19 protein-coding genes are annotated in these 25,528 nt (G+C 65.1%); 9 read left to right on the forward strand and 10 right to left on the reverse strand.

The genetic code is table 11. From position 1 onward, the window contains the following. Positions 1–11: 11 nt before the first annotated feature. Genes nudC through PTT45_RS14615 form a run of 3 tightly spaced genes read right to left on the reverse strand, consistent with a single transcriptional unit; the run spans position 12 to position 3,359 of the window. Entirely contained in the window at positions 12–845 is an 834-nt protein-coding gene (gene nudC, locus PTT45_RS14605; RefSeq protein WP_273814144.1) for an NAD(+) diphosphatase, read from the reverse strand. Continuing rightward, entirely contained in the window at positions 845–2,518 is a 1,674-nt protein-coding gene (locus tag PTT45_RS14610; RefSeq protein WP_273814145.1) for a ferrous iron transporter B, read from the reverse strand. The genes nudC and PTT45_RS14610 overlap by 1 nt, the downstream gene beginning before the upstream one ends. 28 nt (positions 2,519–2,546) lie before the next feature. Beyond that, complete coding sequence (locus PTT45_RS14615; protein WP_273814147.1) at positions 2,547–3,359, reverse strand: crotonase/enoyl-CoA hydratase family protein; 813 nt, start codon at positions 3,357–3,359, stop codon at positions 2,547–2,549. A 222-nt stretch (positions 3,360–3,581) separates the two neighbouring features. On the opposite strand from PTT45_RS14615, the gene nhaB reads away from it, so the two are divergent. Further along, positions 3,582–5,078: a sodium/proton antiporter NhaB gene (gene nhaB / locus PTT45_RS14620; RefSeq protein WP_273814149.1), complete on the forward strand. Its 1,497-nt coding sequence runs from the start codon at positions 3,582–3,584 to the stop codon at positions 5,076–5,078. On the opposite strand, the gene PTT45_RS14625 is transcribed toward nhaB, so the two are convergent. From PTT45_RS14625 to PTT45_RS14645, 5 genes are all read right to left on the reverse strand, one after another. Next, the gene (locus PTT45_RS14625; protein ID WP_273814151.1) at positions 5,035–6,414 is read right to left on the reverse strand and encodes an amino acid permease; all 1,380 of its coding nucleotides are present in this window, start codon (positions 6,412–6,414) and stop codon (positions 5,035–5,037) included. The two genes, nhaB and PTT45_RS14625, sit on opposite strands and share 44 nt — an antisense overlap. 59 nt (positions 6,415–6,473) lie before the next feature. Next, on the reverse strand, positions 6,474–8,717 hold the full coding sequence (locus PTT45_RS14630; protein WP_273814153.1) for an Orn/Lys/Arg decarboxylase N-terminal domain-containing protein: 2,244 nt from the start codon (positions 8,715–8,717) through the stop codon (positions 6,474–6,476). Positions 8,718–8,846: 129 nt separating this feature from the next. Beyond that, positions 8,847–9,590, reverse strand: a complete 744-nt coding sequence (gene dnaQ / locus PTT45_RS14635; RefSeq protein WP_273814154.1) for a DNA polymerase III subunit epsilon — start codon at positions 9,588–9,590, stop codon at positions 8,847–8,849. Then, positions 9,583–10,038 carry a ribonuclease HI gene (gene rnhA, locus PTT45_RS14640; RefSeq protein WP_273814157.1) on the reverse strand — a complete coding sequence of 152 codons (456 nt, stop codon included), beginning with the start codon at positions 10,036–10,038 and terminating at the stop codon, positions 9,583–9,585. The genes dnaQ and rnhA overlap by 8 nt, the downstream gene beginning before the upstream one ends. Further along, on the reverse strand, positions 10,035–10,805 hold the full coding sequence (locus PTT45_RS14645) for a class I SAM-dependent methyltransferase (RefSeq protein ID WP_273814159.1): 771 nt from the start codon (positions 10,803–10,805) through the stop codon (positions 10,035–10,037). The genes rnhA and PTT45_RS14645 overlap by 4 nt, the downstream gene beginning before the upstream one ends. Before the next feature lie 74 nt (positions 10,806–10,879). On the opposite strand from PTT45_RS14645, the gene gloB reads away from it, so the two are divergent. Then, positions 10,880–11,662, forward strand: coding sequence for a hydroxyacylglutathione hydrolase (gene gloB, locus PTT45_RS14650; protein WP_273814161.1), 783 nt, complete (start codon positions 10,880–10,882; stop codon positions 11,660–11,662). A gap of 91 nt (positions 11,663–11,753) precedes the next feature. After that, a complete protein-coding gene (locus PTT45_RS14655; RefSeq protein WP_273814162.1) occupies positions 11,754–13,334 on the forward strand; it encodes a LysM peptidoglycan-binding domain-containing protein in 1,581 nt (526 codons plus the stop codon). 184 nt (positions 13,335–13,518) lie between these two features. Here PTT45_RS14655 and PTT45_RS14660 read toward each other — a convergent pair whose 3' ends face one another. Continuing rightward, a complete protein-coding gene (locus tag PTT45_RS14660; RefSeq protein ID WP_273814164.1) occupies positions 13,519–14,961 on the reverse strand; it encodes an HDOD domain-containing protein in 1,443 nt (480 codons plus the stop codon). A gap of 249 nt (positions 14,962–15,210) precedes the next feature. Between PTT45_RS14660 and PTT45_RS14665 the strand changes: the two genes are divergently transcribed. The 6 genes from PTT45_RS14665 to fabI are packed head-to-tail and all read left to right on the forward strand — an operon-like array spanning position 15,211 to position 23,407. Next, positions 15,211–17,040 carry an extracellular solute-binding protein gene (locus PTT45_RS14665; protein ID WP_273814166.1) on the forward strand — a complete coding sequence of 610 codons (1,830 nt, stop codon included), beginning with the start codon at positions 15,211–15,213 and terminating at the stop codon, positions 17,038–17,040. After that, positions 17,037–18,869: an extracellular solute-binding protein gene (locus PTT45_RS14670; RefSeq protein WP_273814167.1), complete on the forward strand. Its 1,833-nt coding sequence runs from the start codon at positions 17,037–17,039 to the stop codon at positions 18,867–18,869. The genes PTT45_RS14665 and PTT45_RS14670 overlap by 4 nt, the downstream gene beginning before the upstream one ends. Then, positions 18,869–19,954, forward strand: coding sequence for a microcin C ABC transporter permease YejB (locus tag PTT45_RS14675; RefSeq protein ID WP_273814169.1), 1,086 nt, complete (start codon positions 18,869–18,871; stop codon positions 19,952–19,954). The genes PTT45_RS14670 and PTT45_RS14675 overlap by 1 nt, the downstream gene beginning before the upstream one ends. Before the next feature lie 2 nt (positions 19,955–19,956). Further along, positions 19,957–20,976 (forward strand): ABC transporter permease, encoded by a 1,020-nt coding sequence (locus tag PTT45_RS14680; protein WP_273814171.1) that lies wholly within the window; start codon positions 19,957–19,959, stop codon positions 20,974–20,976. Between the two features lies 1 nt (position 20,977). Continuing rightward, positions 20,978–22,591, forward strand: a complete 1,614-nt coding sequence (locus PTT45_RS14685; RefSeq protein ID WP_273814172.1) for an ABC transporter ATP-binding protein — start codon at positions 20,978–20,980, stop codon at positions 22,589–22,591. 21 nt (positions 22,592–22,612) lie between these two features. Next, positions 22,613–23,407: an enoyl-ACP reductase FabI gene (gene fabI / locus PTT45_RS14690; RefSeq protein ID WP_273814174.1), complete on the forward strand. Its 795-nt coding sequence runs from the start codon at positions 22,613–22,615 to the stop codon at positions 23,405–23,407. Positions 23,408–23,509: 102 nt separating this feature from the next. Here the strand turns inward: fabI and PTT45_RS14695 are convergent, their stop codons facing one another. Further along, positions 23,510–25,366, reverse strand: a complete 1,857-nt coding sequence (locus PTT45_RS14695) for a SurA N-terminal domain-containing protein (RefSeq protein WP_273814175.1) — start codon at positions 25,364–25,366, stop codon at positions 23,510–23,512. Positions 25,367–25,528 lie beyond the last annotated feature (162 nt).

Raw genomic sequence — 25,528 nt, forward strand, 5'->3', positions numbered from 1 at the left:
AGCATCGACACCTAGCGCGGTAGCTCGGGCTCAGCCTCACCACGACGGCGGGCAACGTAGAGATCGATCAGATAGCGGGCAATGGAGCGAGACATCGGCAGCGGCGGCAGCTGGTCGATAGGGAACCAGCGCGCATCCTCGATCTCGTCGGCCTGCGGCACTATCTCGCCACTCACATACTCGACGTGGAAACCGAGCATCAGCGAATGCGGGAAGGGCCAGCTCTGGCTGCCCAGATACCGTGGCGTGCCGACTTCGATGCCGACCTCCTCACGCACCTCACGGGCCACGCACTCCTCCGCCGACTCGCCGGGCTCGACGAAGCCGGCCAGGGTGCTGTAGACCCCTGGCACGAAGCGTGGCGAGCGGGCCAACAACAGCTCGTCACCACGGGTGACCAGTACGATCATGCTCGGCGAGATGCGCGCATAGCTATCCAGCCCGCATTCGGGGCAACGCATGCAGCGCTCGCCCGCCACCTGGCGATTGCGGCTACCACAGCGACCACAGAACTGGTGATTGATATCCCAATGGCCGACCTGCTCGGCGAACGAGAGCATACGGAAGGTCGGGTAATCGGCCTGCATCATGAACTGCCGCAGGCCCTGCCAGAAGCAGCCAGGCATCTCCGCCGGCCGCTCCAGGGTCAGCAGCCATACCGGCTCGCCATCGAAATGACCGAGGCCATGCTCGGCCAGCAGCGGCAGGTCCTGGCGCTTGAGCCATTCGCGCGGGAACAGCACGCCATTACTATCGGCTAGGAAACCCTGAGGGCTGCGCACCAAGGCCCAACCGCCGGCCTGGCCATTGTCCAGCGGCGGCGTGGTCTGCCAGCCGGAAGCCATCAGGCAGCTACCGGCAGGCCCAGGGCGCCCACGCTTTCCTCGGCCAGGTCGAGCACGCTCGGCGTGGTCTCGGGCCGCAGCACGGCACCACCTTCGAGGTAGTACTCCAGGCTGCTGAGGGCGTCGGCCAGGGTTTCCAGCATCTGCTCGGAGGGCATCTGCCGGGCATCGAGCATCTGCGTCTGGATGTAGTCGGCGCACAGGCCGATCAGCTTGGCCGCGCGCTCCTGGCCGAGGAACCAGAGACCGCCACGCACCGCCTGCAGGCTGAACGGCACGTTGGCCAGGTGCAGCTTGTCGCCATTGGATTCCAGATAGGAAGTGATGGCGCGCTTGGCCAGTGCCAGGCCACCCTGGGCCTCGTCGACCACCACGATGCGAGCCTCGGCCAGCTGGTGGGCGGCAAAGGCCTCGCCCTCGTCACCCGGCGTCGCCGGATTCGGCCGCGAGCTGCGCTGCTCACCGCGTTCCAGGCTGGCGACCATGCTTTCCACATACAGCACCGCTTCGGCCAGCTTATGCAGATCGGCATTCACGGCAGGGCTGTCCTCGCCCCAGCCACCGACGACCGGCAGCTGTACTTGCAGCGCGTTGGCCGCGGAACTGAGACCGACCATGCTGAGGGTCTTGGCCAGCTTGCCCAGCAGCGCATGCAGGTTGCCGAAACTCTCCGGCTGCGCGGTGCCACGCTCGATCAGGTCGAGCAGGTCCTTGACGCTGGCCAGCTCCTCGCGAATCGCGGTGGACAACGAGCGCATCACGCCCTGCCCCGGACCGGACAGGCGCTGGTATTCCTCGTCCAGCAGGTGATCGGTGAACGGCAGCGGCGCCAGGCCAAATACGTCGCGCACGGCGTTGGCCTGCGGACCACGGCTATCGGCCAGAGCTACCAGATACAGCAGCTCCTTGAGCAGACTGCGCGGCGCCTCGTAGCCGCCATTGGCGACCAGAGCCTGCTTGATCTCGCGATCCAGGCGGGAGAACAGCTGCTTGCGCGCCTTGCGCGGCAGCAGTTGACCGTCCAGCTGCGACTCCACGGCAGCGGCGCCGATCCAGTACAGGCGCCCGGCCGGCTTGTCGGCAAACAGCCCATCGAGGCGCGCCAGGGCACGCAGCATCAGCTTGAGGCTGGCCTGGGAGTTTTCTTCGCGAATGAAGCCCAGCAGGCCGACCTGGAACATGTGGCGCAGGCGCCGCGCATCCTGGGCGCTGAGCGGTGCGCCGGGCACACCGGCCGCACGCTGCTGATCCAGGCGCACGCTGAAGAAGAAGCTTTCCGGCAGCGGCGGCTGGCCGCCCGCCTGGCGCAGGTCGTTGATCGCCGGCAGCAGCAGCTCCGGCATCTCCTGGCGATGGGCGTCGACGTTTTCCAGGTAACGGCGCAGGACGTAGAGCGCGTTGCTCAGGGCGGAAAGCTGACCATCACGCTCCTCGCCGGCGCCGGCGGGAATGTCAGTGGCCTGCTGCAGCACTTCCTGGGCCAGCAACTCGGCGCCGGCCAGCTCGATCAGGTTCAGGGTGCCACGCACCTGCTGCAGGTTTTCCACGGCCTGCTGCAACAGGCTGCCGTTGTTCCGTTCGGCGATGAACTGTTCGAGACTCTGTTCGGTCTCTTCCATGGTGGTGAACAGCTCGTCACGCACCATATTCAGGGATGTCGCTCCAGTGACCATGGGTCTGCTGAACCTCTTTAGGCTGGGATCAGTCGGCGAATTCCGGTTTCTGCTTGCTCATGTGCGCGGCCATGGCCACGCGCAAATCGGCGGATTGCAGCATGGCGCCGTTCCAGTTGGCGATGTACTCCAGGCCGTCGTCGACACGGTGGTCGCGCATGTAGCGGATCATGTGTTTGGTGCCGCGGATGGCGATCGGTGACTTGCTGGCGATCTCGCGGGCGATCTCGAACACGCCGGCCAGCAGTTCTTCCTGGCTGGCGTAGGTGCGGTTGACCAAGTTGATGCGCAGCGCCTCGGCGCCGTCGATGGTGCGACCGGTGAAGGCCAGCTCACGCATCATGCCGTCACCGATGATACGCGGCAGGCGCTGCAGGGTGCCGACATCAGCAGCCATGCCCATGTCGATCTCCTTGATGGAGAACTGTGCATCAACGGTGGAATAACGCATGTCGCAGGCCGAGACCAGATCGATGGCTCCGCCCAGGCAGTAACCCTGGATGGCAGCCAGCACCGGCTTGCGGCAGTTGTCTACGGCATTGAACGAACCCTGCAGGCGCAGGATGGTGCGGCGCAGCGCCTCGGCGTTGCGGCCCACGTCCTTGCCCAGCTGGGTGCCGGCCTGGGCCAGCAGCATCAGGTCGATGCCCGAGGAGAAGTGTTTGCCGGCGCCAGAGATCACCACCACGCGTACTTCGTCGGTGTCATCGGCCCAGCGGAATATCTCGATGATCTCGTCCCAGAAGTCCGCGTTCATCGCGTTGACCTTTTCCGGGCGATTGATCTGCACATGGGCGATCTTGTCGACTAGCTCGACGCGGAAGGCTTTGTATTCAGGCACGCAGATCATCCTCAAAGACAGGGCGCACGGGGCGCACAGTAGATATTTTGTTTTGGAATCAATCGCCCCACTATAACAAGCACAAGACAAAAGTCGATGCTGGCCAGCGTGACGCAGGACACGCTAGCCGATCTAAGTGATTTTCTGACTATATCCGTTAAACGCTTGATCTTTTTGAAGTTGACCCCGAACCTCCGCTCTTTTCTTTTCAGGGGATAACCCATGCAGCCCTCCCTCCCTGGCGCCTTCGTACACAACTTCCTCGGCAATTCACCCGCCTGGTACAAGCTGACCATCATTGGCTTCCTGATCGCCAATGCCCTGGTGCTGTGGACGGTCGGCCCGGTAGCAGCCGGCTGGCTGCTGGTGGCCGAGTTCATCTTCACCCTGGCCATGGCGCTCAAGTGCTATCCACTGCAGCCTGGCGGCCTGCTGGTGCTGCAGGCAATTCTGCTCGGCCTGGCCAGCCCACAGGCGCTGTACGAGGAGCTGGCGCACAACTTCCCGGTGATCCTGCTGCTGATGTTCATGGTGGCTGGCATCTACTTCATGAAGGACCTGCTGCTGTTCCTGTTCTCGCGCATCCTCCTCGGCGTGCAATCCAAGACGCTGCTGGCCCTGCTGTTCTGCCTGCTATCAGCCTTTCTCTCGGCATTCCTCGATGCCTTGACGGTGACCGCAGTGATCATCGCCGCCACGCTGGGCTTCTATGCGGTCTACCACCGAGTCGCCTCCGGCCGCGGCCCACAGGACGAGGACGCCCTGGACGAAGAACCGGTCGAACTGCATCGCGCGGACCTGGAGCAGTTCCGCTCCTTCCTGCGCAGCCTGCTGATGCACGGCGCCGTGGGTACCGCCCTGGGTGGCGTATGCACCTTGGTCGGCGAGCCGCAGAACCTGCTGATCGGCCACGAGATGGGCTGGAACTTCGCGGAGTTCTTCCAGCGCGTGGCGCCGGTGTCGATGCCGGTGCTGGCCGCCGGCCTGGCCACTTGCGTGTTGCTGGAGCGTCTTGGCTGGTTCGGCTATGGCGCCCAGCTGCCGGCCGCAGTGCGCCAGGTGCTGGCCGAACATGCCCGTGCCAGTGATGCCCAGCGCACCCAGGCCCAGCGTGCCGCCCTCTGGGTACAGGGCCTGGCCGCACTGCTGCTGATCTTCTGTCTGGCCCTGCATGTGGCCGAGGTCGGTCTGATCGGCCTGATGGTCATCGTGCTGATCACCGCCTTCTCCGGCATCACCGACGAGCATCGCATCGGTCGTGCGTTCCAGGATTCGCTACCGTTCACCGCGCTGCTGGTGACCTTCTTCGCGGTAGTCGCGGTGATCCACCAGCAGCAGCTGTTCACCCCGATCATCCAGTGGGTACTGGCGCTGCCGGCCGACCAGCAGCCGGGCATGCTGTTCATCGCCAACGGCCTGCTCTCGGCGATCAGCGACAACGTGTTCGTCGCCACCATCTACATCACCGAGGTGAAGCAGGCGTTCGCCAACGGCCAGATGAGCCGCGAGCACTTCGACGCCCTGGCCGTCGCCATCAACACCGGCACCAACTTGCCCAGCGTGGCCACGCCCAACGGCCAGGCGGCCTTCCTGTTCCTGCTCACCTCGGCCGTCGCACCGCTGGTGCGCCTGTCCTACGGGCGCATGGTGTGGATGGCCCTGCCCTACACCATCGTCATGGGTTGCCTGGGCTGGTGGGCTGTGAGCCACTGGCTGTGAGGCGATCCGCCTGCACCCGGTTGCGCCACTGGCGCCAGGTGTAGAGCGGGATGCCGACCATCAGCACGAGGAAGCCCCAGAAGATCGCCTGCTCACCGGTGCCGTACAGCGCCCACATCGAGTAGATGAAGGCGCAGCAGCCGATCCACAGCAGCCGGCCGCTCTCGCGGCGGCCGAAATCGCCGGGGCGCACCGCCATCAGGTGCAGCAGCGCGGCGGCGCAGAACACGTAGGGCACCACGCCGGCCATGGTGCCGAGCAGGATGATCACGTTGAACACCTCGACCAGATCGCCCTGCCCGTCCACCAGCACCAACAGAGTCACCAGCACGCCGGACACCAGCAGGCCGTTGGCCGGCACGCCGTTCTTGTTGGTCTTGGCCAGCGCCTCCGGCAGCAGGCCGTCGCGCGCCGTGGCCATGGGAATCTGACCCTGCAGCAGGACCCAGCCATTGAGCGCGCCAAGGCAGGCGATCACCGCGCCGCCGGCGATGAAGTAATAGCCCCAGTCACCCAGTATCACCCGCGCCGCATCGGCGAAGGGCGCGGTGGAGCGCCCCAGCACCTCCGGCGGCAGGATGCCCTGCACCGCGGTGATGGAGAGGATGTACACGGTCGCCGCCACCAGGGTGCCGACCAGGGTGGCGCGTGGAATGGTGCGACGCGGATCGCGCACATGCTCAGCCGGCACCGTGGCCGATTCCAGACCGATGAACGACCACAGGGTCAGCGCCGCCGTGGTGGCGATGGCCTGGGCATAGCCGCCGCCCGGCAGCTGCGCCGGCTCGGGAATGCTCAGGTGCTCGGGGTTGAAGTAGAACCAGCCGAGCACGCCGACTAGCAGCAACGGCACCAGCTTGAGCAGGGTCAGAATGTTCTGCACGTAGCCGAAGGTAGCGATGCCGCGCAGGTTGATCAGGGTGCACAGCCAGATCGCACCAATGGCGGTCGCCACCGTCAGCACCGGGTCGCGCAGGGCAGGCAGGAACACCTGCAGGTAGCCGACCAGCGTCACGGCGATGGCCGCGTTACCGATCCAGGCCGCCTTCCAGTAGGTCCAGGCACAGAGGTAGCCGGCAAAGCCGCCGAAGGCATCGCGGGTGTAGGCGTAGGGTCCGCCAGCCGCGGGATTGAAGCGCGCCAGCCGCGAGAAGGTCAGTGCCAGCAGCACCGCGCCGGTGGTCGACACCAGCCAACCGACCAGACTGAGCCCTCCATAGGGGGCCAAAGCGGAAGGCAGGAGGAACACCCCCGAACCGACCATGTTGCCGACCACCAGGGCGGTACAGGTCCAGAAACCCATCTCGCCCCGCCTGCTTTTCTCTTCCTCAGCCATAACTCCCCCCGATGGCATGGCCGACCTGCCCGCCACTTGGGGTCGTCACAGGCCGTGCGTTACTCCTTTATGCAATCCACGGTATAGCACGCCTCTTCGCACTGCAGGCCGTGGACATCGGCATCGAAGCCGGGGAACTGGCTGTCGAAGGTACGGGCGAAGCGCAGGTAGTCGATGATCGAGCGGGTCTCCGGGGTGAAGCACTCACCCGGCATGATCAGCGGAATGCCCGGCGGGTACGGCACCAGCATCACCGCGGCGATGCGCCCCTCCAGCTGCTCGATAGGCACCGCCTCGACCTCGCCGCGCACCAGCTTGTCATAGGCATCGGCCGGCTTTATCGCCACCTGCGGCAGCACGGTGTACATGCGCTTGAGCGCCTTGGCCGTGGCGTTCTCGCGGTAGCAGGCGTGCAGCTCATCGCACAGATCACGCAGGCCCATGCCGGTATAACGCGCCCCACCCTCGCGGGCGACCGAGGGCAGCGCCTCGCTCAGCGGCACGTTGGCGTCGTACAGGCGCTTGAACTCCAGCAGCTCGGTGAGCAGCGTGCTCCACTTGCCCTTGGTGATGCCCATGGAGAACAGCACCAGGAAGGAGTACAGGCCGGTCTTCTCCACCACCAGGCCGCGCTCCCAGAGGAACTTGCTGACCACTGCCGCGGGGATGCCCGCCTCGGCCAGCTTGCCGTCGGCGGTCAGGCCCGGCATCACCAGGGTGACCTTGATCGGGTCGAGCAGCACGTAGTCCTCGGCCACCTCGCCGAAGCCATGCCAGTCGGCATTGGGCGCCAGCAGCCAGTCGGCAGTAGTCACGCTGTCGGCGCCATCGGCCTGCTCCGGCTGCCAGATGCTGAACCACCAGTCGTCCGCCTGCAGGTTCTGCCGCAGGTTGGCCAGGGCACGGCGGAAGCTCAGCGCCTCGTCGAAGGTCTCCTGGATCAGCGAGCGCCCGGCCGGGCCCTCCATCATCGCCGAGGCCACGTCCAGCGAGGCGATGATCCCGTACTGCGGCGAGGTGGAGATGTGCATCATGAAGGCTTCGTTGAAGCGATCACGGTCCAGCTGGCGCGCGCCGCCGTCCTGCACGTGGATCATCGAGGCCTGGCTGAAGGCCGCCAGTAGTTTGTGGGTGGAATGGGTGGTGAACACCAGCGGCGAATGCTCGTCGCATTGGGTACCCATGCCGTAGCGCCCGGCGTAGAACTCGTGGAACGCCGCGTATGCATACCAGGCCTCGTCGAAGTGCAGCACTTCCACCGAGTCGCCCAGGGCCTGCTTGACCATCTCGGCGTTGTAGCAGAGGCCGTCGTAGGTGGAGTTGGTCACCACCGCCAGCTTGACCTTGGGCGCGCGTCCGCGGGCCAGTGGGCTGGCGTCGATCGTGGCCTGGATCGACTCCTTGCTGAACTCGGAAAGCGGAATCGGCCCGATGATACCCAGCTCGTTGCGCTCCGGGCACAGGTACAGCGGGATGGCGCCGGTCATGATGATCGAGTGGAGGATCGACTTGTGGCAGTTGCGATCGACCAGTACCAGGTCGTCGCGGCCGACCATGGAGTGCCAGACGATCTTGTTCGCCGTCGAGGTGCCGTTGATCACGAAGAAGGTGTGGTCGGCGCCAAAGTTGCGCGCAGCACGAGCCTCGGCCTCGGCCAGCGGGCCGGTGTGGTCGAGCAGCGAACCCAGCTCGGGTACCGATACCGAGAGGTCGGAACGCAGGGTGTTCTCGCCGAAAAACTGGTGGAAGGCCTGCCCCACCGGGCTCTTGCGATAGGCCACGCCGCCGCCGTGGCCGGGCGTGTGCCAGGAGTAGTTGGACTGCGCGGTGTGCTGCACCAGCGCCTTGAAGAACGGTGGCAACAGGCCGTCCAGGTAGTTGTGCGCAGCACGCGCCACCTGGCGGGCGAGGAACGACACGGTGTCTTCGTACAGGTAGAGGATGCCGCGCAGGTGGTTGAGGTCGGCCATGGCCTCGGCCGGCGCGTTCTCGATGGTTACCTGCTCACCCAGGGCGAAGATCGGCAGTTGCGGCGCACGCACCCGAGCGATGCGGATCAGCTCGACCATGTCCTGCAACAGACGCTGGTTCTCCCCCGCTCCCTCTGCCGCCACCAGAATGCAGGCCAGGCCGTGGTGGGTCGAGGCGACGATGCGGCCTTCGGCGGAGCTGGCGGTGGGCAGGATGGTGAAGCCGTCCTTGCTCAGCTCCTCGGCAATGGCGCGGACGCGCTCGCCGGCGACGGTGTCAGCCTTGATGTCGCGGTGAACGATGAGAATGGGGAAGTTCAGGTCTTTATACATTGGAGGTTCCTGAGGGTAGGCGCTCTGCGGCGCCTGATTCCCTCAGGGTAGAAGTTCACCGATGGCGGCGGAACCCCCAGTGCGGAAGGCTGTAAGAAAAGGTCGCATTGGCCGTACGACCACTTCCACTCAGCTGACCGGCTCCTCCGCCGGCGCGTCCATCTTGGCCCACAGCGATGGGCCGCCGGCGGACTTTTCGATGATCGCCAGGCGCGCGGCATGCTCGGCCAACTCGGCGTCGCTGGCGCGCAGCACGCGGGTCAGGTTGCGGCCCGGATCGAGACGGCGGATCGGGCTGGGCAGCACGCGACCGGAACCGTCACCGCCTTCGCCAGCCAGGGACAGGTGGGTCTGGCCACCGGTCATGGTCAGGTAGACGTCGGCGAGGATCTCGGCGTCGAGCAGTGCGCCGTGCAGGTCGCGACCGGAGTTGTCGACGCCATAGCGCTTGCACAGGGCGTCGAGGTTGTTGCGCTGGCCCGGGTGTCGCTCACGCGCCATCAACAGGGTGTCGAGGATCGAGCAGTAGTCGCTGACGTCGCTGCGCTCGGTCTGCCCCATCAGGGCGAATTCGTTGTTGATGAAGCCTACGTCGAACGCCGCGTTGTGGATGATCAGCTGCGCGCCACGGATGAACTCGAAGAACTCGTCGGCCACGTCCTTGAAGCGCTGCTTGTCGGCAACGAACTCGTTGGTGATGCCGTGGACCGCGATGGCGCCCTCGTCGATCTCGCGATCGGGGTTGAGGTAGACGTGGAAGTGGCGACCGGTCAGGCGACGGCCCTCCAGCTCGACGCAGCCGATCTCGATGATGCGGTGACCATCGGTCACCGGCATGCCGGTGGTTTCAGTGTCGAGTACGACGCTACGCATGTTTCTTTGCCCTCACTTCTTCTACACCGCGGTTGGCCAGCTGATCGGCCTTCTCGTTGCCGGGGTGGCCGGTATGGCCGCGCACCCACTGCCACTCGACCTTGTGGCGATTGACCTGTTCGTCCAGCGCCTGCCAAAGGTCGGCGTTCTTCACCGGCTCCTTGGTCGAGGTCTTCCAGCCGCGCTTCTTCCAGTTCGGCATCCACTCCTGGATGCCTTTCATCACATATTGCGAGTCGGTCACCAGGCGCACCGAGCAGGGCCGGGTTAGCGCGATCAGCGCGCAGATCGCCGCCATCAGCTCCATGCGATTGTTGGTGGTGTTGGGCTCGCCGCCCCACAGTTCCTTCTCCGCGCCCTTGTAGACCATCAGCGCCCCCCAGCCACCGGGGCCGGGATTGCCCTTGCAGGCACCATCGGTATAGATCTCGACTACTTCTTCGCTCATTGAGTGCTCTGATTCTCGGATTCGCGCCGGCTGACCTTGGCCACCGGCATCGGCAACAACTTGCCCATGCTGGCTCGCTGCTGCGGGCGCAGCGGCCGCAGGCCGACCACCAGCTTGCGCGCCACCAGCAGGTAGAAGCCGCCACCGGGCGCCTGCCAACGGCCGCCCCAACGTTCCAGCCCGGCCAGGCGCGCCTGCCAGGCCGGCGCAGAAAGCGGCGGACGATAGCACCCGAAGCGGCGTTTCTCCAGAGCGAAGCCGAGCAGGCTGAGCCAGTCCGCCAGGCGGTTGGGCGAGATGCAGCGGGCCTGGCGGAAGCCGTCGCGAGCGAAATAATGGCGCAAGCCCCAGGTGCTCCAGGGGTTGATCCCGGTAACCAGCAGATAGCCGCCAGGACGCACGCTGCGGGCCGCCTCGCGCAGCAGGCCATGCGGCGACAGGCAGAAGTCCAGGCCATGCTGCAGCACCACCACGTCGGCCGCATGCTCGCCCAACGGCCAGGCCTGTTCCTCGCAGGCGATGTGCACCCCGGCCAGCGGCGCGCCGAGGCGCACGTTGCTGCGGATCTGCGGCGCCTTGGGTGGCTCGCTCTGGGCCGGACCGTAATGCACCAGGTAGCCACCGAAGTAGCGCGCCAGCTCCTCGTCCAGCGCCCGGCGCTGCTCGGCCAGCAGTAGCTCGCCCAGTGGCGAGGCCAACCACTCGCGCGCGGCGCAGGTCAGCTCCAGCCACTCGGCATCGGCCTGGGCGAAGGGTTGTTCGCTCATCGGGGACCTCCATGACACAAGCTCGGCTATGGCGATTAAGATGCGCCATTGTCTTCCGCTTGGCGACCCCGAACATGTTCCAGATCGATGCCCTTCCCGCCTTCAGCGACAACTACATCTGGCTACTGCAGGACAACGCTACGCGCCGCTGCGCCGTGGTCGACCCCGGTGACGCCCATCCGGTGCTGGACTGGCTGGCCGCGCATCTCGGCTGGCAGCTGACCGACATCCTCATCACCCACCATCACCCGGACCATGTCGGCGGCGTAGCCAAGCTCAAGGCCGCCACTGGCGCCCGGGTCTCCGGCCCCGCGCAGGAGAACATCCCGGCCCGCGACCTGGCGCTGGATGACGGCGAGCGCATCGAAGTGCTCGGCCGCAGCTTCCTTATATATGCCGTTCCTGGCCACACCCTCGGCCACATCGCCTACTACCAGGCGGAGGAAGGCTGGCTGTTCTGCGGTGACACGCTGTTCGCCGCCGGCTGCGGCCGGCTGTTCGAGGGCACACCGCAGCAGATGAATCACTCCCTGCAGCGCCTGGCGGTCCTGCCAGATGCCACCGCCGTGTACTGCACCCACGAATACACCCTGAGCAACCTGCACTTCGCCCGCGCCGTGGAGCCCCGCAATGCGGCCATTGCCGCGCGCTTCGACGAAGTCACGGCCTGGCGCGCCAGCGGGCGCATCAGCCTGCCGTCGAACATCGCCCTGGAGAAGGCGACCAACCCCTTCCTGCGCTGCGACGAAACATCCATTAAAGAAAAAATCGACGAGCGGGACGGCGTCCGGCAACGTACCAACGACGAGGTGTTCGCCTACCTGCGCAGCTGGAAAGACCAGTTCAAGGTGGCCTGACAACGGACCGGCGGGCTGGTGAAAACTTGACCACCCCAAGGGCCATTTCTAGAATCCCCGGAATTTTTGCGCCGGTAGATACTAGAAACCAATGCTTTTATTACCTTTCGGAACCCTTGATTCAGACGCGTGGGCACGGGGAGCAAGGGCTCTGGCGGTGGTGTTGTGCATTGGCCTGAGTGGCTGCCAGAGCATGCACTCGAACGACCGCCCCGACAGCGATGCCAGCCTGAACCTGCCGCAGGAGCCGCAGTGGCTCACCCAGGCCGCCGAGCCGGAAGTGCCCAAGGACATCTGGGAGCGCATGCGCGACGGCTTCAAGCTGCAGGACGAGATCGGCGTCAACCCGCGTATCGAGAACCAGCGCCTGTGGTTCGTCAGCAACCCCTCCTTCCTGGAAAGCGCTAGCGCCAGCGACCGCGGCAGCCTGTACATGCACTACGTGGTGGAGCGCCTGGAAGAGCGCAACATGCCGATGGAACTGGCCCTGCTGCCGGTCATCGAGAGCGCCTACAACCCCTACGCCTACTCGCGCAGCCATGCCGTCGGCCTGTGGCAGTTCATTCCGTCCACTGGCCGCCACTTCAACCTGCGCCAGACCAACTGGTACGACGGTCGCCGCGACATCATCGCCTCGACCAACGCCGCGCTGAGCTACCTGACCCGCCTGCACGACATGTTCAACGGTGACTGGCTGCTGGCGATGGCTGCCTACAACGCCGGCGAAGGCACGGTGAGCCGCGCCATCGAGCGCAACCAGAAGCTCGGTCTGCCGACCGACTACTGGAACCTGCCGCTGCCGCAGGAAACGCAGAACTACGTGCCCAAGCTGCTGGCCCTGTCGCAGATCGTGCAATCGCCGGAAGCCTATGGAGTGCGCCTCAGCCCGATCGCCAACGAGCCGTACTTCGAGCAGGTGGCGAGCAAGCCGGGCCTGGACCTGGCGCGCCTGGCGGCCATGGTCGACATGGAAGAGGACGAGCTGGAAAGCCTCAACCCGGCATTCAAGAAAGGCATCACCATGGACGGCCCGCAGCACCTGCTGGTGCCCATCGCCAAGGCCGAGCAGTTCAACGCCAGCCTGGCGATGATGAAGCCGCAGGCCCTGGCGCAGTGGCAGGACTACCGGGTGCGCTCGGGCGACAGCCTGCACAGCATCGCCAGCCGCCACGATGTGTCGGTCAGCGCCCTCAAGGACGCCAACAAGCTGCGCAGCAATAACCTGCGCGTCGGCCAGGTACTGAGCATTCCCGCCCAGGGCGGTCGCAAACCGGTAGACACGCCAGCTCAGCAGGTCGCCAAGGCGCCGGCCAGCCACCCGCAACGCTACAAGGTGAAGAGCGGCGACAACCTCTGGCAGATCGCCAATGCTCACGGCGTGTCGCTGCAGGACCTGCAGCGCTGGAATGGCCTCAACGCGCGCAGCAAGCTGAGCCTGGGCCAGGTCCTGGAACTGCGCGGCGGCAGCGGCGGTACCGGCAACTCGGTGGCCGCGAGCAAGCAGAGCGACGACCGGCAGAGCATCACCTACTACCGGGTCAAGAGTGGCGACTCCATGTACCTGATTGCCCAGCGCTTCAAGGTCGACGTCAAGCACCTGCAGCGCTGGAACCCGCGCAGCGACAGCCGCGCGCTGAAACCGGGACAGACTCTGACGCTCTATCTCGACTGATGATAGAAAGTGAAAGGCCGCCTCAGGGCGGCCTTTTTCGTTAGAGCCTGTTCAAAGTCTTGCGAGCTAGAGCAAAACGGTGGCGGAAATGGCCGAGGGTGCGGAGTTTACGAGTTGTAAATGAGCAGCCCGAGGCGGTTTCCAACGCCGCTTGGCCGACGCGCAGCAGACTTAGACCAGGTTCTTAGCGCTTGCCGAGCGCCTCCAGGCAGCGCCCGGTCAACTGGGTAAAGCGCTGGAAGGCGACGAACTGCTCGTGCTTGAGCGCTCGCCCGGAAAGCCGGCTGTCGGCATACAGCACACCGATCTCACGAGTGCCGGCCATCAGCGGGGCGATGAAGAACATGCCCTGCCCCAGCAGCTGGCGCATCGGCAGGGTCACCAGCTCGGCCAGGTTGTAGCTGGCCGGCACCCCCATCCAGAGTGCCTCGCGGTTGCGCAGTGCGTAGCTGAAGATGTGCGGCTGCTCGGCCTGCTTGGCTGGCAGCTGGAAGTCCGTCAGCCATTTCTCGGTGCCCTCGCCCACCGCGCGCTTGGCGCGGAAGCAGGTCTGCCCATCGGCGAGCACGGCGAGCATTACCCGCTCGAGCCCGGCGCCCTGGTGCAGGCCCTTGAGCAATGTGTCGAGCACCAGGCCCACATCGCTCTTCTGATTGACCATCATGCCCAGGTCCTGCAGCGCCTGCTGCAGCACCAGCAGGTTCGGTTGCAACAGGCGCGCCTTGCGCTCCTGCTGCTGCAGCTTGATCTGTTCCGGGTCGGTATTGGGGATCAGCTTGCACAGCTGGCTGGCTCCGAAGGTGGCAGCCACCTCGACGGCTTCCTTCGCGCTCTCCAGCACCTGCTTGAGCGCCTCTTCGGCGCTGATGCCGGTGAAGTCGGCCAGCTGCTGCACCAGCTTCTCCATCTCAGGCGAATCCCAGCCGTCCAGCGCCGCTTCGCTGATCTTCACGCCCAGGCTGACGGCGCGCACCGCTGGGTCATGCTGGTTGCCGCTGCCATGGGCGAAGCTGGCCAGCTCGCCGAGGTTCCAGCTCTTCACCAGGCCCTGGGTGAGCTGACGGAAACTGGTGCCGAGCACCTGGCGCACCGCCTCGTCGGCATCCACACCCGACTGATCCAGGGCATCGGCCAGTTCATCCGCCTGCTCGCCGCCGCAGGCCCAGAACGCCAGTTCGCCAACGGTATGCAGTAAGGCGGCGATGAATACCTCTTCCTGGTTCTTGGTCAGCACGTAGCCGGCGATGTTGCGCGCCTGCACGGCGGCGTGGAAGGAGCGCGCCAGGAGCATCTGCAACTGCTCGCGCGGCACCTTGGTCAGCAGGCTGTCGATCAGGCTGACCGACATACCGATCAGGCGCACGTTGTCGAAGCCGACCAGCACGATGGCTCGCGAGATGGTGCGGATGCTTTCCTGGGAGGGGTTGTAATACACGCTGTTGCCGACCCGCAGCACCTTGGAGGTGAGCGATGCGTCACGCAACAGCAGATCGGCCAGCTGCTGCACGGAGGCCTTGTCCGCCTGCGACAGGCGATGCAGGTCCTGCACCACGGTGGCGAGGGCAGGCAATTCGGCCTGATTCAAACGCTCTATCCATGCCTGTAACCCGATACTGCGTTCAGCCAAGGCAGCGACCTCATTGCAATTTGTTTCAGTGTAATCAAATTGATGGCACACGCCGCCCAAAAGGCACTCTTTTTCCTGCCTATACAAGCTGTTACTGTACGAACCAAACAAGCGGCCGGCCTGCAGGCAGACCTGCGCAGCGCGAATGGGTGGCCAAAAGCCACTAACGGCGACGAAAGAGGCGCCCGCGCACTCGATCCTGCCTTCACACATGCCCTCAGAAGCCCCATGGACCGGACCCCGCACCCGATGCGCTCCCTGATCTCACTGATCCTCGGCCTGGCCATGAGTTTCCCCGCTTTCGCGACCCTCAGCGAAAGCCATGGCTATGCCCAGTTCGGTGCGCTCAAGTACCCGGCCAGCTTCACCCACTTCGACTGGGTCAACCCGGATGCACCCAAGGGCGGCACGCTGCGAGTCATGGCGTACGGCACCTTCGACACGCTCAACCCCTACAGCTTCAAGGGCAGCAGCCCGGCCGCAGCGCCCAACTTCCTGCAGTACGGGGTCAGCGAGTTCAACGAGCCGTTGATGGTCGGCACCGGCGCCTACGACCCGTCGGGCGACGAACCCGCCTCCAGCTACGGGCTGATCGCCAAGAGCGTGGAATACAGCGAGGATCGCAGCTGGGTGGTGTTCAACCTGCGTGAGGAAGCCCGCTTCCACGACGGCAAGCCGATCACCGCCTACGACGTCGCCTTCTCCTACCGCACCCTGATCAAGGATGGCCACCCGCAGTACCGCACCAACCTGCAGGAGGTCAAACGGGTCGACATTCTCAATCGCCACCGCATCCGCTTCGTGTTCAAGCGCGCCGGCAATCCGCTGCTGATCCTGCGCCTCGGCGAGCTGCCGGTGCTGGCCCAGCACTACTGGAAGAAGCGCGACTTCCGCGCCACCAGCTTCGATGTGCCGCTGGGCAGCGGCCCCTACCGCATCACCCAGGTAGAGCCGGGGCGCCGCCTGGTATTCGAGCGGGTCAAGGACTGGTGGGGCGAAAAGCTGGCTGTCAACCGTGGCAAGTACAACTTCGACCGGGTCGAGGTGGAGTTCTACCGCGACAGCAGCGTCGCCTTCGAAGCCTTCAAGGCAGGCGAGTTCGACTTCTATATCGAGCACCAGGCGAAGAACTGGGCCAACGCCTATCGCTTCCCGGCCATCGCCCGTGGCGACGTGATCCGCGCCGAGATTCCGCACCAGATCCCTACCCAGACCCAGGCGCTGTTCATGAACACCCGCCGCGACACCTTCGGCCAGCGCAAGGTACGCGAGGCCCTGGGGCTGATGTTCGACTTCGAATGGACCAACCGCGCGCTGTTCAATAGCGCCTACACGCGCAGCAATAGTTACTACCCCAACAGCGAGTTCACCGCCGCCGGCATACCGGAGGGCAACGAGTGGTTGCTGCTGTCGCCCTACCGCAAGCAGCTGCCGGCCAAGCTGTTCACCGAGCCCTTCGCCCTGCCTGCCACCAGTGGCCGTGGCATCCCGCGGGAAACCCTGCGCAAGGCACTCGGCCTGCTCGCCGAGGCCGGCTGGAAACCTTCCGGCCAGCATCTGGTCAACGCCAAGGGCGAGCCACTGCGTTTCGAGATACTGCTGGTCAACCCCAACCTGGAGCGCATCCTCCAGCCCTACACCGAGAACCTCGCCAGCATCGGCATCCGCGCCAGCCTGCGCACGGTGGACCGCGCCCAGTACAAGCAGCGCCTCGACCAGTTCGACTACGACATGATCCTCATGACCCTGCCGCAGAGCCTCAGCCCCGGACTGGAACAGTGGCTGTATTTCCACTCCAGCCAGGCCGGCGTGAAGGGCAGCAAGAACTACGCGGGCGTACGCCACCCGGTGGTCGACGACCTGCTCGACAAACTGCTCGCCGCACAGACCCGCGAGGAGCAGGTTTCCGCCGGCAAGGCGCTGGACCGGGTCCTGCTCTGGCAGCACTACAGCATTCCCAACTGGTACATCAATCACCATCGTCTGGCGTACCGCAATCGGTTCGCCTTCGTCACCACCCCGCCCTACACCCTGGGGCTGCGGGCCTGGTGGCTGAAGCCCACGGAGACCGCTCGATGACCCCTTCTCTGCGCACCCTCGGCGCCGCCCTGTTGATGCTGAGCGGCCTGGCCCAGGCCGAGCCCCGGCATGCCGTCACCCTGTATGGCGAGGCGCCGAAGTATCCGGCCAACTTCCAGCACTTCGACTACGTCAATCCGGATGCGCCCAAGGGCGGGCTGCTGCGCCAGCGCGACATCGGTGGCTTCGACAGCCTCAACCCCTTTATCCCCAAGGGCAATCCGGTGGGTGTCGGCCTGATCTATGACAGCCTGACCTACCACGCACCGGACGAACCCTTCACCGAATACGGCCTGCTCGCCGAGAAAATCGACAAGGCGCCGGACAACAGCTACGTGCGTTTCATCCTCAACCCCAAGGCGCGCTTTCACGACGGCACCCCGGTGACCGCCGAGGATGTGATCTTCACCTTCAACATCCTGCTGGAGAAAGGCGACCCCATGTACCAGCACTACTACGCCGACGTGGCGCAGGTGGTGGCCGAGGACAAGCTGCGGGTGCGCTTCGACTTCAAGCACAAGGACAACCGCGAGCTGCCGCTGATCCTCGGGCAGATCCAGGTGTTGCCCAAGCACTGGTGGGCCACTCGCGACTTCGGCCGAGGCGGCCTGGAACCGCCACTGGGCAGCGGCCCCTACAAGATCGGCAAGGTATCGCCGGGCAGCAGCGTAGAGTTCGAGCGGGTCAAGGACTGGTGGGGCAAGGACCTGCCGGTCGCCCGTGGCATGTACAACTTCGACCGCATCCGCGTCGACTACTACCGTGACACCCAGGTCGCCCTGGAAGCGTTCAAGGCCGGGCAGTTCGACGTCAACCTCGAGTACTCGGCCAAAGACTGGAATACCGGCTACGACAGCCCGGCCCTGCGCGCCGGCAAGTTCGCCATGCAGGCCATACCCAACCACAACCCGGCCGGCATGCAGGGCTATGTGTTCAACCTGCGTCGGCCGATGTTCCAGGATCGCCGCGTGCGCGAGGCCATCGCCGAGCTGTTCAACTTCGAGTGGGCCAGCAAGCAGCTGTTCTACGGCGCCTACAAACGCACCCACAGCTACTTCGAAAACTCCGAGATGGCCGCCACCGGCCTGCCCTCCGAGGCCGAGCTGAAACTGCTCGAGCCGCTGCGCGACAAGCTGCCGCCGGAAGTCTTCACCCAGGAGTTCAAGCCACCGGTCAGCGACGGCAGCGGCATCATCCGCGAACAGAGCCGCAAGGCCTTCCAGCTGCTGACCGAGGCCGGCTACCGCATCGAAGACGACAAGATGATCGGTCCGGACGGCAAGCAGCTGGCCTTCGAGTTCCTCAACTTCCAGCCCAACCTGGAACGGGTAATCCTGCCGTTCAAGCGCAACCTCGCCGAGCTGGGCATCGACCTGCAGATCCGCCGCGTCGACACCTCGCAGTACATCAACCGCCTGCGCTCGCGTGACTTCGACATGACCTCGGCAATCTGGCCGCAATCCACCTCGCCGGGTAACGAGCAGCGCGAATTCTGGCACTCCGCCAGCGCCGACAACCCGGGCAGCCGCAACCTGATGGGCCTGCGCGACCCGGCCATCGACCAACTGGTGGACGGTCTGATCCGCTCCGACTCGCGTGCATCGCTGATCACCCACGCCCGCGCCCTGGACCGCGCCCTGCTCTGGGGCCACTACGTGGTGCCGAACTATTACGTGGATACCTGGCGTGTGGCCTACTGGAAGCGCTTCGGCCGCCCCGAGGTCACGCCGCTGTATGACTACGGCCTGATGACCTGGTGGGAAGAAACCCCGCTGAATCCGCCGAAGGCCAAGCCCGCCACCGAAGAACCCAAGCAGGAAGCCCAGTAATGCTGGCCTACATCGTCCGTCGCCTGCTGCTGATCATCCCCACTCTGCTCGGCATCCTGCTGATCAACTTCATCATCGTCCAGGCCGCACCTGGCGGCCCGGTGGAGCAGATGATCGCCAAGCTGGAAGGTTTCGATGCGGCCGCCGGCGGCGCCACCGGCCGCATCTCCGGCGGTGGCGGCGAGGTCGCGGTAGCCGGCTCCAACTACCGCGGCTCGCAGGGCCTGGACCCCAAACTGATCGAAGAAATCGAGAAGATGTACGGCTTCGACAAGTCTGCCCCCGAGCGTTTCTGGCTGATGCTCAGCAGCTACGCCCGACTGGATTTCGGCGAGAGCTTCTTCCGTGACGCCAGCGTGGTCGACCTGATCCTGGAGAAGATGCCGGTGTCCATCTCCCTAGGACTATGGGGCACCCTGATCACCTATCTGATCTCGATCCCTCTGGGCATCGCCAAGGCCACCCGGCACGGTAGCGCCTTCGACGTCTGGACCAGCTCGGCAATCATCGTCGGCTACGCCATCCCTGCGTTCCTCTTCGCCATCCTGCTGATCGTGCTGTTCGCCGGCGGCAGCTACTGGGACTGGTTCCCCTTGCGCGGGCTCACCTCGGGCAACTTCGACGAACTCAGCCTGGGCGGCAAGATCCTCGACTACTTCTGGCACCTGGCCCTGCCGGTGACCGCGCTGGTGATCGGTAACTTCGCCACCCTCACCCTGCTGACCAAGAACAGCTTCCTCGACGAGATCGGCAAGCAGTACGTGACCACCGCACGCGCCAAGGGCCTGACCGACCGCCGCGTGCTCTACGGCCATGTGTTCCGCAACGCCATGCTGATCGTGGTAGCCGGTTTCCCGGCTGCGGTGCTGGGCATCTTCTTCGCCGGCTCGATGCTGATCGAGGTGATCTTCTCCCTCGATGGCCTCGGCTTGCTCGGCTTCGAGTCGATCGTCAACCGCGACTACCCGGTGGTGTTCGGCACCCTGTTCATCTTTTCTCTGTTCGGCCTGCTGGCCAAGCTGGTGAGCGACCTGATGTACACCCTGATCGATCCGCGCATCGACTTCGACAGCCGGGAGAACTGAGAATGACGCTCTCCCCGCTCAACCAGCGCCGCTTCGCCCTGTTCAAGGCCCACCGCCGGGGCTGGTGGTCGCTGTGGCTGTTCCTCGCCCTGTTCGTCCTCAGCCTGGGCGCCGAGCTGATCGCCAACGACAAGCCGCTGGCCGTGCGCTACGACGGCGAGTGGTACTTCCCGGTGCTCAAGCGCTACCCGGAGACCACCTTCGGCGGCGAGTTCCCACTGCAGGCCAACTACAAGAGCCCCTACATCCAGGAGCTGATCGCGGCGAAGGATGGCTGGATGGTCTGGCCGCCGATCCCCTTCGACTACGCCAGCATCAACTACGAACTGCAGGTGCCCGCTCCGGCACCGCCCTCGGCGCAGAACTGGCTGGGCACCGATGACCAGGGCCGCGACGTGCTGGCGCGGGTGATCTATGGCTTCCGTGTGTCGGTGCTGTTCGCCCTGGCGCTGACCATCGCCAGTTCGATCATCGGCGTATTCACCGGCGCTCTGCAGGGCTACTACGGCGGCTGGGTCGACCTGGCCGGCCAGCGCTTCCTCGAGGTCTGGTCGGGCCTGCCGGTGCTCTACCTGCTGATCATCCTGGCCAGCTTCGTGCAGCCCAACTTCTGGTGGCTGCTGGGCATCATGCTGCTGTTCTCCTGGATGAGCCTGGTCGACGTGGTGCGCGCCGAATTCCTCCGCGGCCGCAACCTGGAGTACGTGCGTGCGGCCCGTGCACTGGGCATGGGCAACGGCGGCATCATGTTCCACCACATCCTGCCCAACGCCATGGTCTCGACCATGACCTTCATGCCCTTCATCCTCACCGGCGCCATCGGCACCTTGACCTCCCTGGACTTCCTCGGCTTCGGCCTGCCGGCCGGCGAGCCCTCGCTGGGCGAGCTGGTGGCCCAGGGCAAGGCCAACCTGCAGGCGCCCTGGCTGGGTATCAGCGCCTTCGCCGTGCTGGCGCTGATGCTCAGCCTGCTGGTGTTCATCGGCGAAGCCGCCCGCGATGCCTTCGACCCGAGGAAATGAGATGACCGAGCAGAACAACCTCATCGAAGTACGCGACCTGGCCGTCGAGTTCGTCACCGGCGACAAGGCCGTGCGGGTGGTCGAGGGTATCAGCTTCGATATCCGCAAGGGCGAGACCCTGGCCCTGGTCGGCGAGAGCGGCTCGGGCAAGTCTGTCACCGCCCACTCCATCCTGCGCCTGCTGCCCTACCCGCTGGCCCGCCACCCGGCCGGCAGCATCCAGCACGGTGGCCAGGACCTGCTCAAGCTGGCCCCGGACAAGCTGCGCGGCATCCGCGGCAACCGCATCGCCATGGTGTTTCAGGAGCCGATGACCTCGCTCAACCCGCTGCACAGCATCGGCAAGCAGATCGGCGAGGTACTGGCCTGGCACAAGGGTCTGACCGGCGAGGCCGCTCAGGCACGGATCATCGAGCTGCTGGAACTGGTCGGCATCCCCGAACCGGCCAAGCGCCTCAAGGCCTTTCCGCACGAACTTTCCGGCGGCCAGCGTCAACGGGTGATGATCGCTATGGCCCTGGCCAACGAGCCGGAGCTGCTGATCGCCGACGAGCCGACCACCGCGCTGGACGTCACCGTGCAGCTGAAGATCCTCGATCTGCTCAAGGAATTGCAGGCCCGCCTGGGCATGGCCCTGCTGCTGATCACCCACGATCTCAACCTGGTGCGACGAATCGCCCATCGCGTATGTGTCATGCAGCGCGGTTGCATCGTCGAACAGGCGTCGTGTGATGAATTGTTCCGCGCTCCGCAGCATCCCTATACCCGGGAACTGCTTGGCGCCGAGCCCAGCGGCATGCCTGCGGCCAACCCCGCCGGCGCGCCGCTGCTGGAAGTGGGCGACCTGCGCGTGTGGTTCCCGATCAAGAAGGGAGTGTTGCGGCGCACGGTCGATCATGTGAAGGCGGTGGACGGAATCGACTTCAGCCTGCCCCAGGGCCAGACCCTGGGCATAGTCGGCGAGAGCGGCTCCGGCAAGTCCACCCTCGGCATGGCGATCCTGCGGCTGCTCAGCAGCCAGGGCGCCATCCGCTTCCAGGGCCAGGCGCTGGATGGACTGTCGCAACAGGCTGTAAGGCCTCTGCGGCGGCAGATGCAGGTGGTCTTCCAGGACCCCTTCGGCAGTCTCAGCCCACGCATGTGCGTGAGCCAGATCGTCGGCGAGGGCCTGCGAATTCACGGCATCGGCAGCGAGGAGGAGCAGGAACAGGCCGTCATCGACGCGCTCAAGGAGGTGGGATTGGACCCGGAGACCCGGTTCCGCTACCCCCATGAGTTTTCCGGCGGGCAACGGCAGAGGATTGCCATTGCCCGGGCACTGGTGCTGAAACCGGCGCTGATACTACTGGACGAGCCCACTTCGGCGCTCGACCGCACGGTACAGCGCCAAGTAGTGGAACTCCTGCGCTCGTTGCAGGCCAAGTACAACCTGACCTACCTGTTCATCAGCCATGACCTGGCGGTGGTCAGGGCCCTTAGCCACCAGCTGATGGTGGTGAAACAGGGCAAGGTGGTTGAGCAGGGGCCAGCCGAGACAGTGTTCTCCGCTCCACAGCACCCTTATACCCAGCAGTTGCTGGAAGCCGCATTCATGGCTCCGGCAACCGCCGACTAACTGAAAAGAGGAATGACGCACATGGGTTTTCTCGCCGGTAAGCGCGTACTGATCGTTGGCGTGGCCAGCAAACTGTCGATCGCCTCGGGCATCGCCGCCGCCATGCACCGCGAGGGCGCCGAGCTCGCCTTCACCTACCAGAACGACAAGCTCAAGGGCCGCGTCGAAGAGTTCGCCGCTGGCTGGGGCTCCAACCCCGAGTTGTGCTTCCCCTGCGACGTAGCCAATGACGACGAGATCGCCAAGGTCTTCGAGGAGCTGAGCAAGAAGTGGGACGGCCTGGACTGCATCGTCCACTCCGTTGGCTTCGCCCCGGGCGACCAGCTGGATGGCGACTTCACCGCCGTCACCACCCGCGACGGCTTCAAGATCGCCCACGACATCAGCGCGTACAGCCTGGTGGCTCTGGCCAAGGCCGGTCGCGAGCTGATGCAGGGCAGAGGCGGCAGCATCCTCACCCTCTCCTACCTGGGCGCCGAGCGCACCATGCCCAACTACAACGTGATGGGCATGGCCAAGGCCAGCCTGGAGGCCGGTGTACGCTACCTGGCCGGCAGCCTCGGTCCGGAAGGCACCCGCGTCAATGCCATCTCCGCCGGCCCGATCCGCACCCTGGCCGCCAGCGGCATCAAGAGCTTCCGCAAGATGCTCGCCGCCAACGAGAAGCAGACCCCGCTGCGCCGTAACGTGACCATCGAGGAAGTCGGCAACGCCGGCGCCTTCCTCTGCTCCGACCTGGCCTCGGGCATCAGCGGCGAGATCCTCTACGTCGACGGCGGCTTCAACACTACCGCCATGGGCGCCATCGAGGACTGATCCTCGCGCCGATAAAAAGCCCGGCTACAGGCCGGGCTTTTTTATGCCGCAAATAAAAAGGCCGCTGATCGCTCAGCGGCCTTTCATCAGACCAGATCCGGCTCAGAAGCGCTCGATGTCGGCCTGCTCTTGCAGATGCTTGCGGTAGGCCGCGAAGTCCTGCTGACCGGCACGCGAGGCCAGGAAGCGGCGGTAGCTGGTCTTCTCTTCCTCGCTCAGCTCGGCCTTGGCCTGGCCGATGCCATCCAGACGCAGCACCACGTAGTCGCCGTTGCTCAGCGTGACGCCAGCAAAGGTCGGCTTGCCGTCATCGCCAGGCTTGCTCATGCGGAACAGCGCCTGCAGCACCACGGGCTCGACACCATCCTGGCTACGGCCGGCGGCCTGCACGACCTTCCAGTCCTTGCTGTCGCCTTCGCCCTTGCGCAGGGCGGCCATCAGGGCCTCGCCATCGGCCTTGGCGACTTCGCCGGCCTTCTTCTGCGCCAGGGTGTTGCGGATGCCGGCGGAAACTTCCTCCAGCGGCAGCAGCGCGGGCTTCTTATGCTCCTTCACGCGCAACACCAGAGTGGTGTCCGGATCCAGCTCGATGGCACCGCTGTTAGCGCCGTCTTCCAGCACCTCGGTGCTGAACGCGGCCTGCACCACCTGACGATTAGCAGCGACGCCCTCGCCACCCTCACGACCGAAGGCACCGCTGGTCTGCACCTGCAGACCCAGTTCCTGAGCCGGCTGGGACAGGTCGGAAGCCTCGAAGCTGGCTTCCTCCAGTTGCTTGGCTGCTTCGACGAAGCGCTGCTCGACCTGCTGCGTCTTGACGTCGCGCTCCAGCTTGCCCTTCAGGCTGGCGAAGCTCGGCACCTCGGCTGCTTGCACGTCCAGCAGCTTGATCAGGTGCCAGCCGAAGGCGGTGCGTACCGGCGTGGAAACCTCACCCTTCTTCAGCGCGTACAGCGCCTGCTCGAACTCGGGGTCGTATACGCCCGGACCAGCGAAGCCCAGATCACCACCCGTGCTGGCGGAGCCCGGGTCCTGGGAAACTTCCTTGGCCAGCTTGGCGAAATCCTCGCCCTGCTTCAGGCGCTCAGCCACTTCGTCGAGCTTGGCCTTGGCCTGCTCGTCGCTGAGCTTGTCGTTCACTTCCAGCAGGATGTGCGCGCCGCGGCGCTGCTCGGCCAGGTTGGCCACTTCCTTCTGGTACAGCGCCTGCAGCTCCTCATCGCTGGCCTTGGCCTCGGCGAAGAAACGCTCCTTGGTCAGCTCGACATACTCGACCACGACCTGCTCGGGACTCATGAACTGGTCCTGATGAGCGTCGTAGTAGGTCTTGATCTCGTCGTCCTTCAGCTCGACCGCCTTGGCATCCGCCGCCACGGTGTGGCTGGCAAAGTCGCGGGTCTGCCTGTCCAGCTGGACGAAGGTCTGCAGCTCGGCATCGGTGACGAAGTTGCTGCCGGCCAGGGTGGCCTGCAGCTGGCTGACCAGCACGTCCTGGCGCAGGCGCTCACGGAACTGCATGCGAGTCATGCCCTGCTGCTGCAGGATCTGGTCGAAGCGAGCGGAGTTGAACTTGCCGTCGATCTGGAAGGCCGGGGTCTGCAGGATCAGTTGATCCAGCGAGGCATCGGAGAAGTCCATGCCCGACTCTTTGGCACCCTGCAGCAGCAGTGTGCGCTCGACCAGGCTGTCGAGGGCGGCATTGCGCAGCAGCTTGTCGTCCAGCAGGGATGCATCGAAGTCCTTGCCGAACTGCTGGATCAGCTGACGGCGCTGCATATCAACCGCAGCGTTGAGGCTGTCCAGGCTGATATCTTCGCCATTGACCTCGGCGGCGTTACGGCTGTTGCTGGTGGACTGGATAATGGCGTCGAAACCGGTAAGGGCCATCAGCACGACGATCACGCCAATGATTGCCTTGGCGATCCAGCCCTGGGAGTTGTCCCTGATGTTCTGCAGCATGCTTCCCCCGAAACGCCAGCACTGAAAGCAGCCATGCAGCGTGGGTATGAAATCCGGATAAAAGAAAGGCGCATCCGAGGATGCGCCTTCTCATAACTGTTGGAGTGCTTTCGCAGCTCCGTGCCGGGTCGGGTTACCCCAGCCCGGCGAGGGCCAAGCCCG

The sequence above is a fragment of the Pseudomonas sp. Gutcm_11s genome (assembly GCF_028649395.1).
Classification (GTDB): domain Bacteria; phylum Pseudomonadota; class Gammaproteobacteria; order Pseudomonadales; family Pseudomonadaceae; genus Aquipseudomonas.

What these genes read in the sequence shown, in the direction of transcription:
- nudC (WP_273814144.1), bottom strand. Translation starts at nt 845, where the DNA reads ATGGCTTCCGGCTGGCAGACCACGCCGCCGCTGGACAATGGCCAGGCC.
- PTT45_RS14610 (WP_273814145.1), bottom strand. Translation starts at nt 2,518, where the DNA reads ATGGTCACTGGAGCGACATCCCTGAATATGGTGCGTGACGAGCTGTTC.
- nhaB (WP_273814149.1), top strand. Translation starts at nt 3,582, where the DNA reads ATGCAGCCCTCCCTCCCTGGCGCCTTCGTACACAACTTCCTCGGCAAT.
- PTT45_RS14625 (WP_273814151.1), bottom strand. Translation starts at nt 6,414, where the DNA reads ATGGCTGAGGAAGAGAAAAGCAGGCGGGGCGAGATGGGTTTCTGGACC.
- PTT45_RS14630 (WP_273814153.1), bottom strand. Translation starts at nt 8,717, where the DNA reads ATGTATAAAGACCTGAACTTCCCCATTCTCATCGTTCACCGCGACATC.
- dnaQ (WP_273814154.1), bottom strand. Translation starts at nt 9,590, where the DNA reads ATGCGTAGCGTCGTACTCGACACTGAAACCACCGGCATGCCGGTGACC.
- rnhA (WP_273814157.1), bottom strand. Translation starts at nt 10,038, where the DNA reads ATGAGCGAAGAAGTAGTCGAGATCTATACCGATGGTGCCTGCAAGGGC.
- PTT45_RS14645 (WP_273814159.1), bottom strand. Translation starts at nt 10,805, where the DNA reads ATGAGCGAACAACCCTTCGCCCAGGCCGATGCCGAGTGGCTGGAGCTG.
- gloB (WP_273814161.1), top strand. Translation starts at nt 10,880, where the DNA reads ATGTTCCAGATCGATGCCCTTCCCGCCTTCAGCGACAACTACATCTGG.
- PTT45_RS14655 (WP_273814162.1), top strand. Translation starts at nt 11,754, where the DNA reads ATGCTTTTATTACCTTTCGGAACCCTTGATTCAGACGCGTGGGCACGG.
- PTT45_RS14665 (WP_273814166.1), top strand. Translation starts at nt 15,211, where the DNA reads ATGCGCTCCCTGATCTCACTGATCCTCGGCCTGGCCATGAGTTTCCCC.
- PTT45_RS14670 (WP_273814167.1), top strand. Translation starts at nt 17,037, where the DNA reads ATGACCCCTTCTCTGCGCACCCTCGGCGCCGCCCTGTTGATGCTGAGC.
- PTT45_RS14675 (WP_273814169.1), top strand. Translation starts at nt 18,869, where the DNA reads ATGCTGGCCTACATCGTCCGTCGCCTGCTGCTGATCATCCCCACTCTG.
- PTT45_RS14680 (WP_273814171.1), top strand. Translation starts at nt 19,957, where the DNA reads ATGACGCTCTCCCCGCTCAACCAGCGCCGCTTCGCCCTGTTCAAGGCC.
- PTT45_RS14685 (WP_273814172.1), top strand. Translation starts at nt 20,978, where the DNA reads ATGACCGAGCAGAACAACCTCATCGAAGTACGCGACCTGGCCGTCGAG.
- fabI (WP_273814174.1), top strand. Translation starts at nt 22,613, where the DNA reads ATGGGTTTTCTCGCCGGTAAGCGCGTACTGATCGTTGGCGTGGCCAGC.
- PTT45_RS14695 (WP_273814175.1), bottom strand. Translation starts at nt 25,366, where the DNA reads ATGCTGCAGAACATCAGGGACAACTCCCAGGGCTGGATCGCCAAGGCA.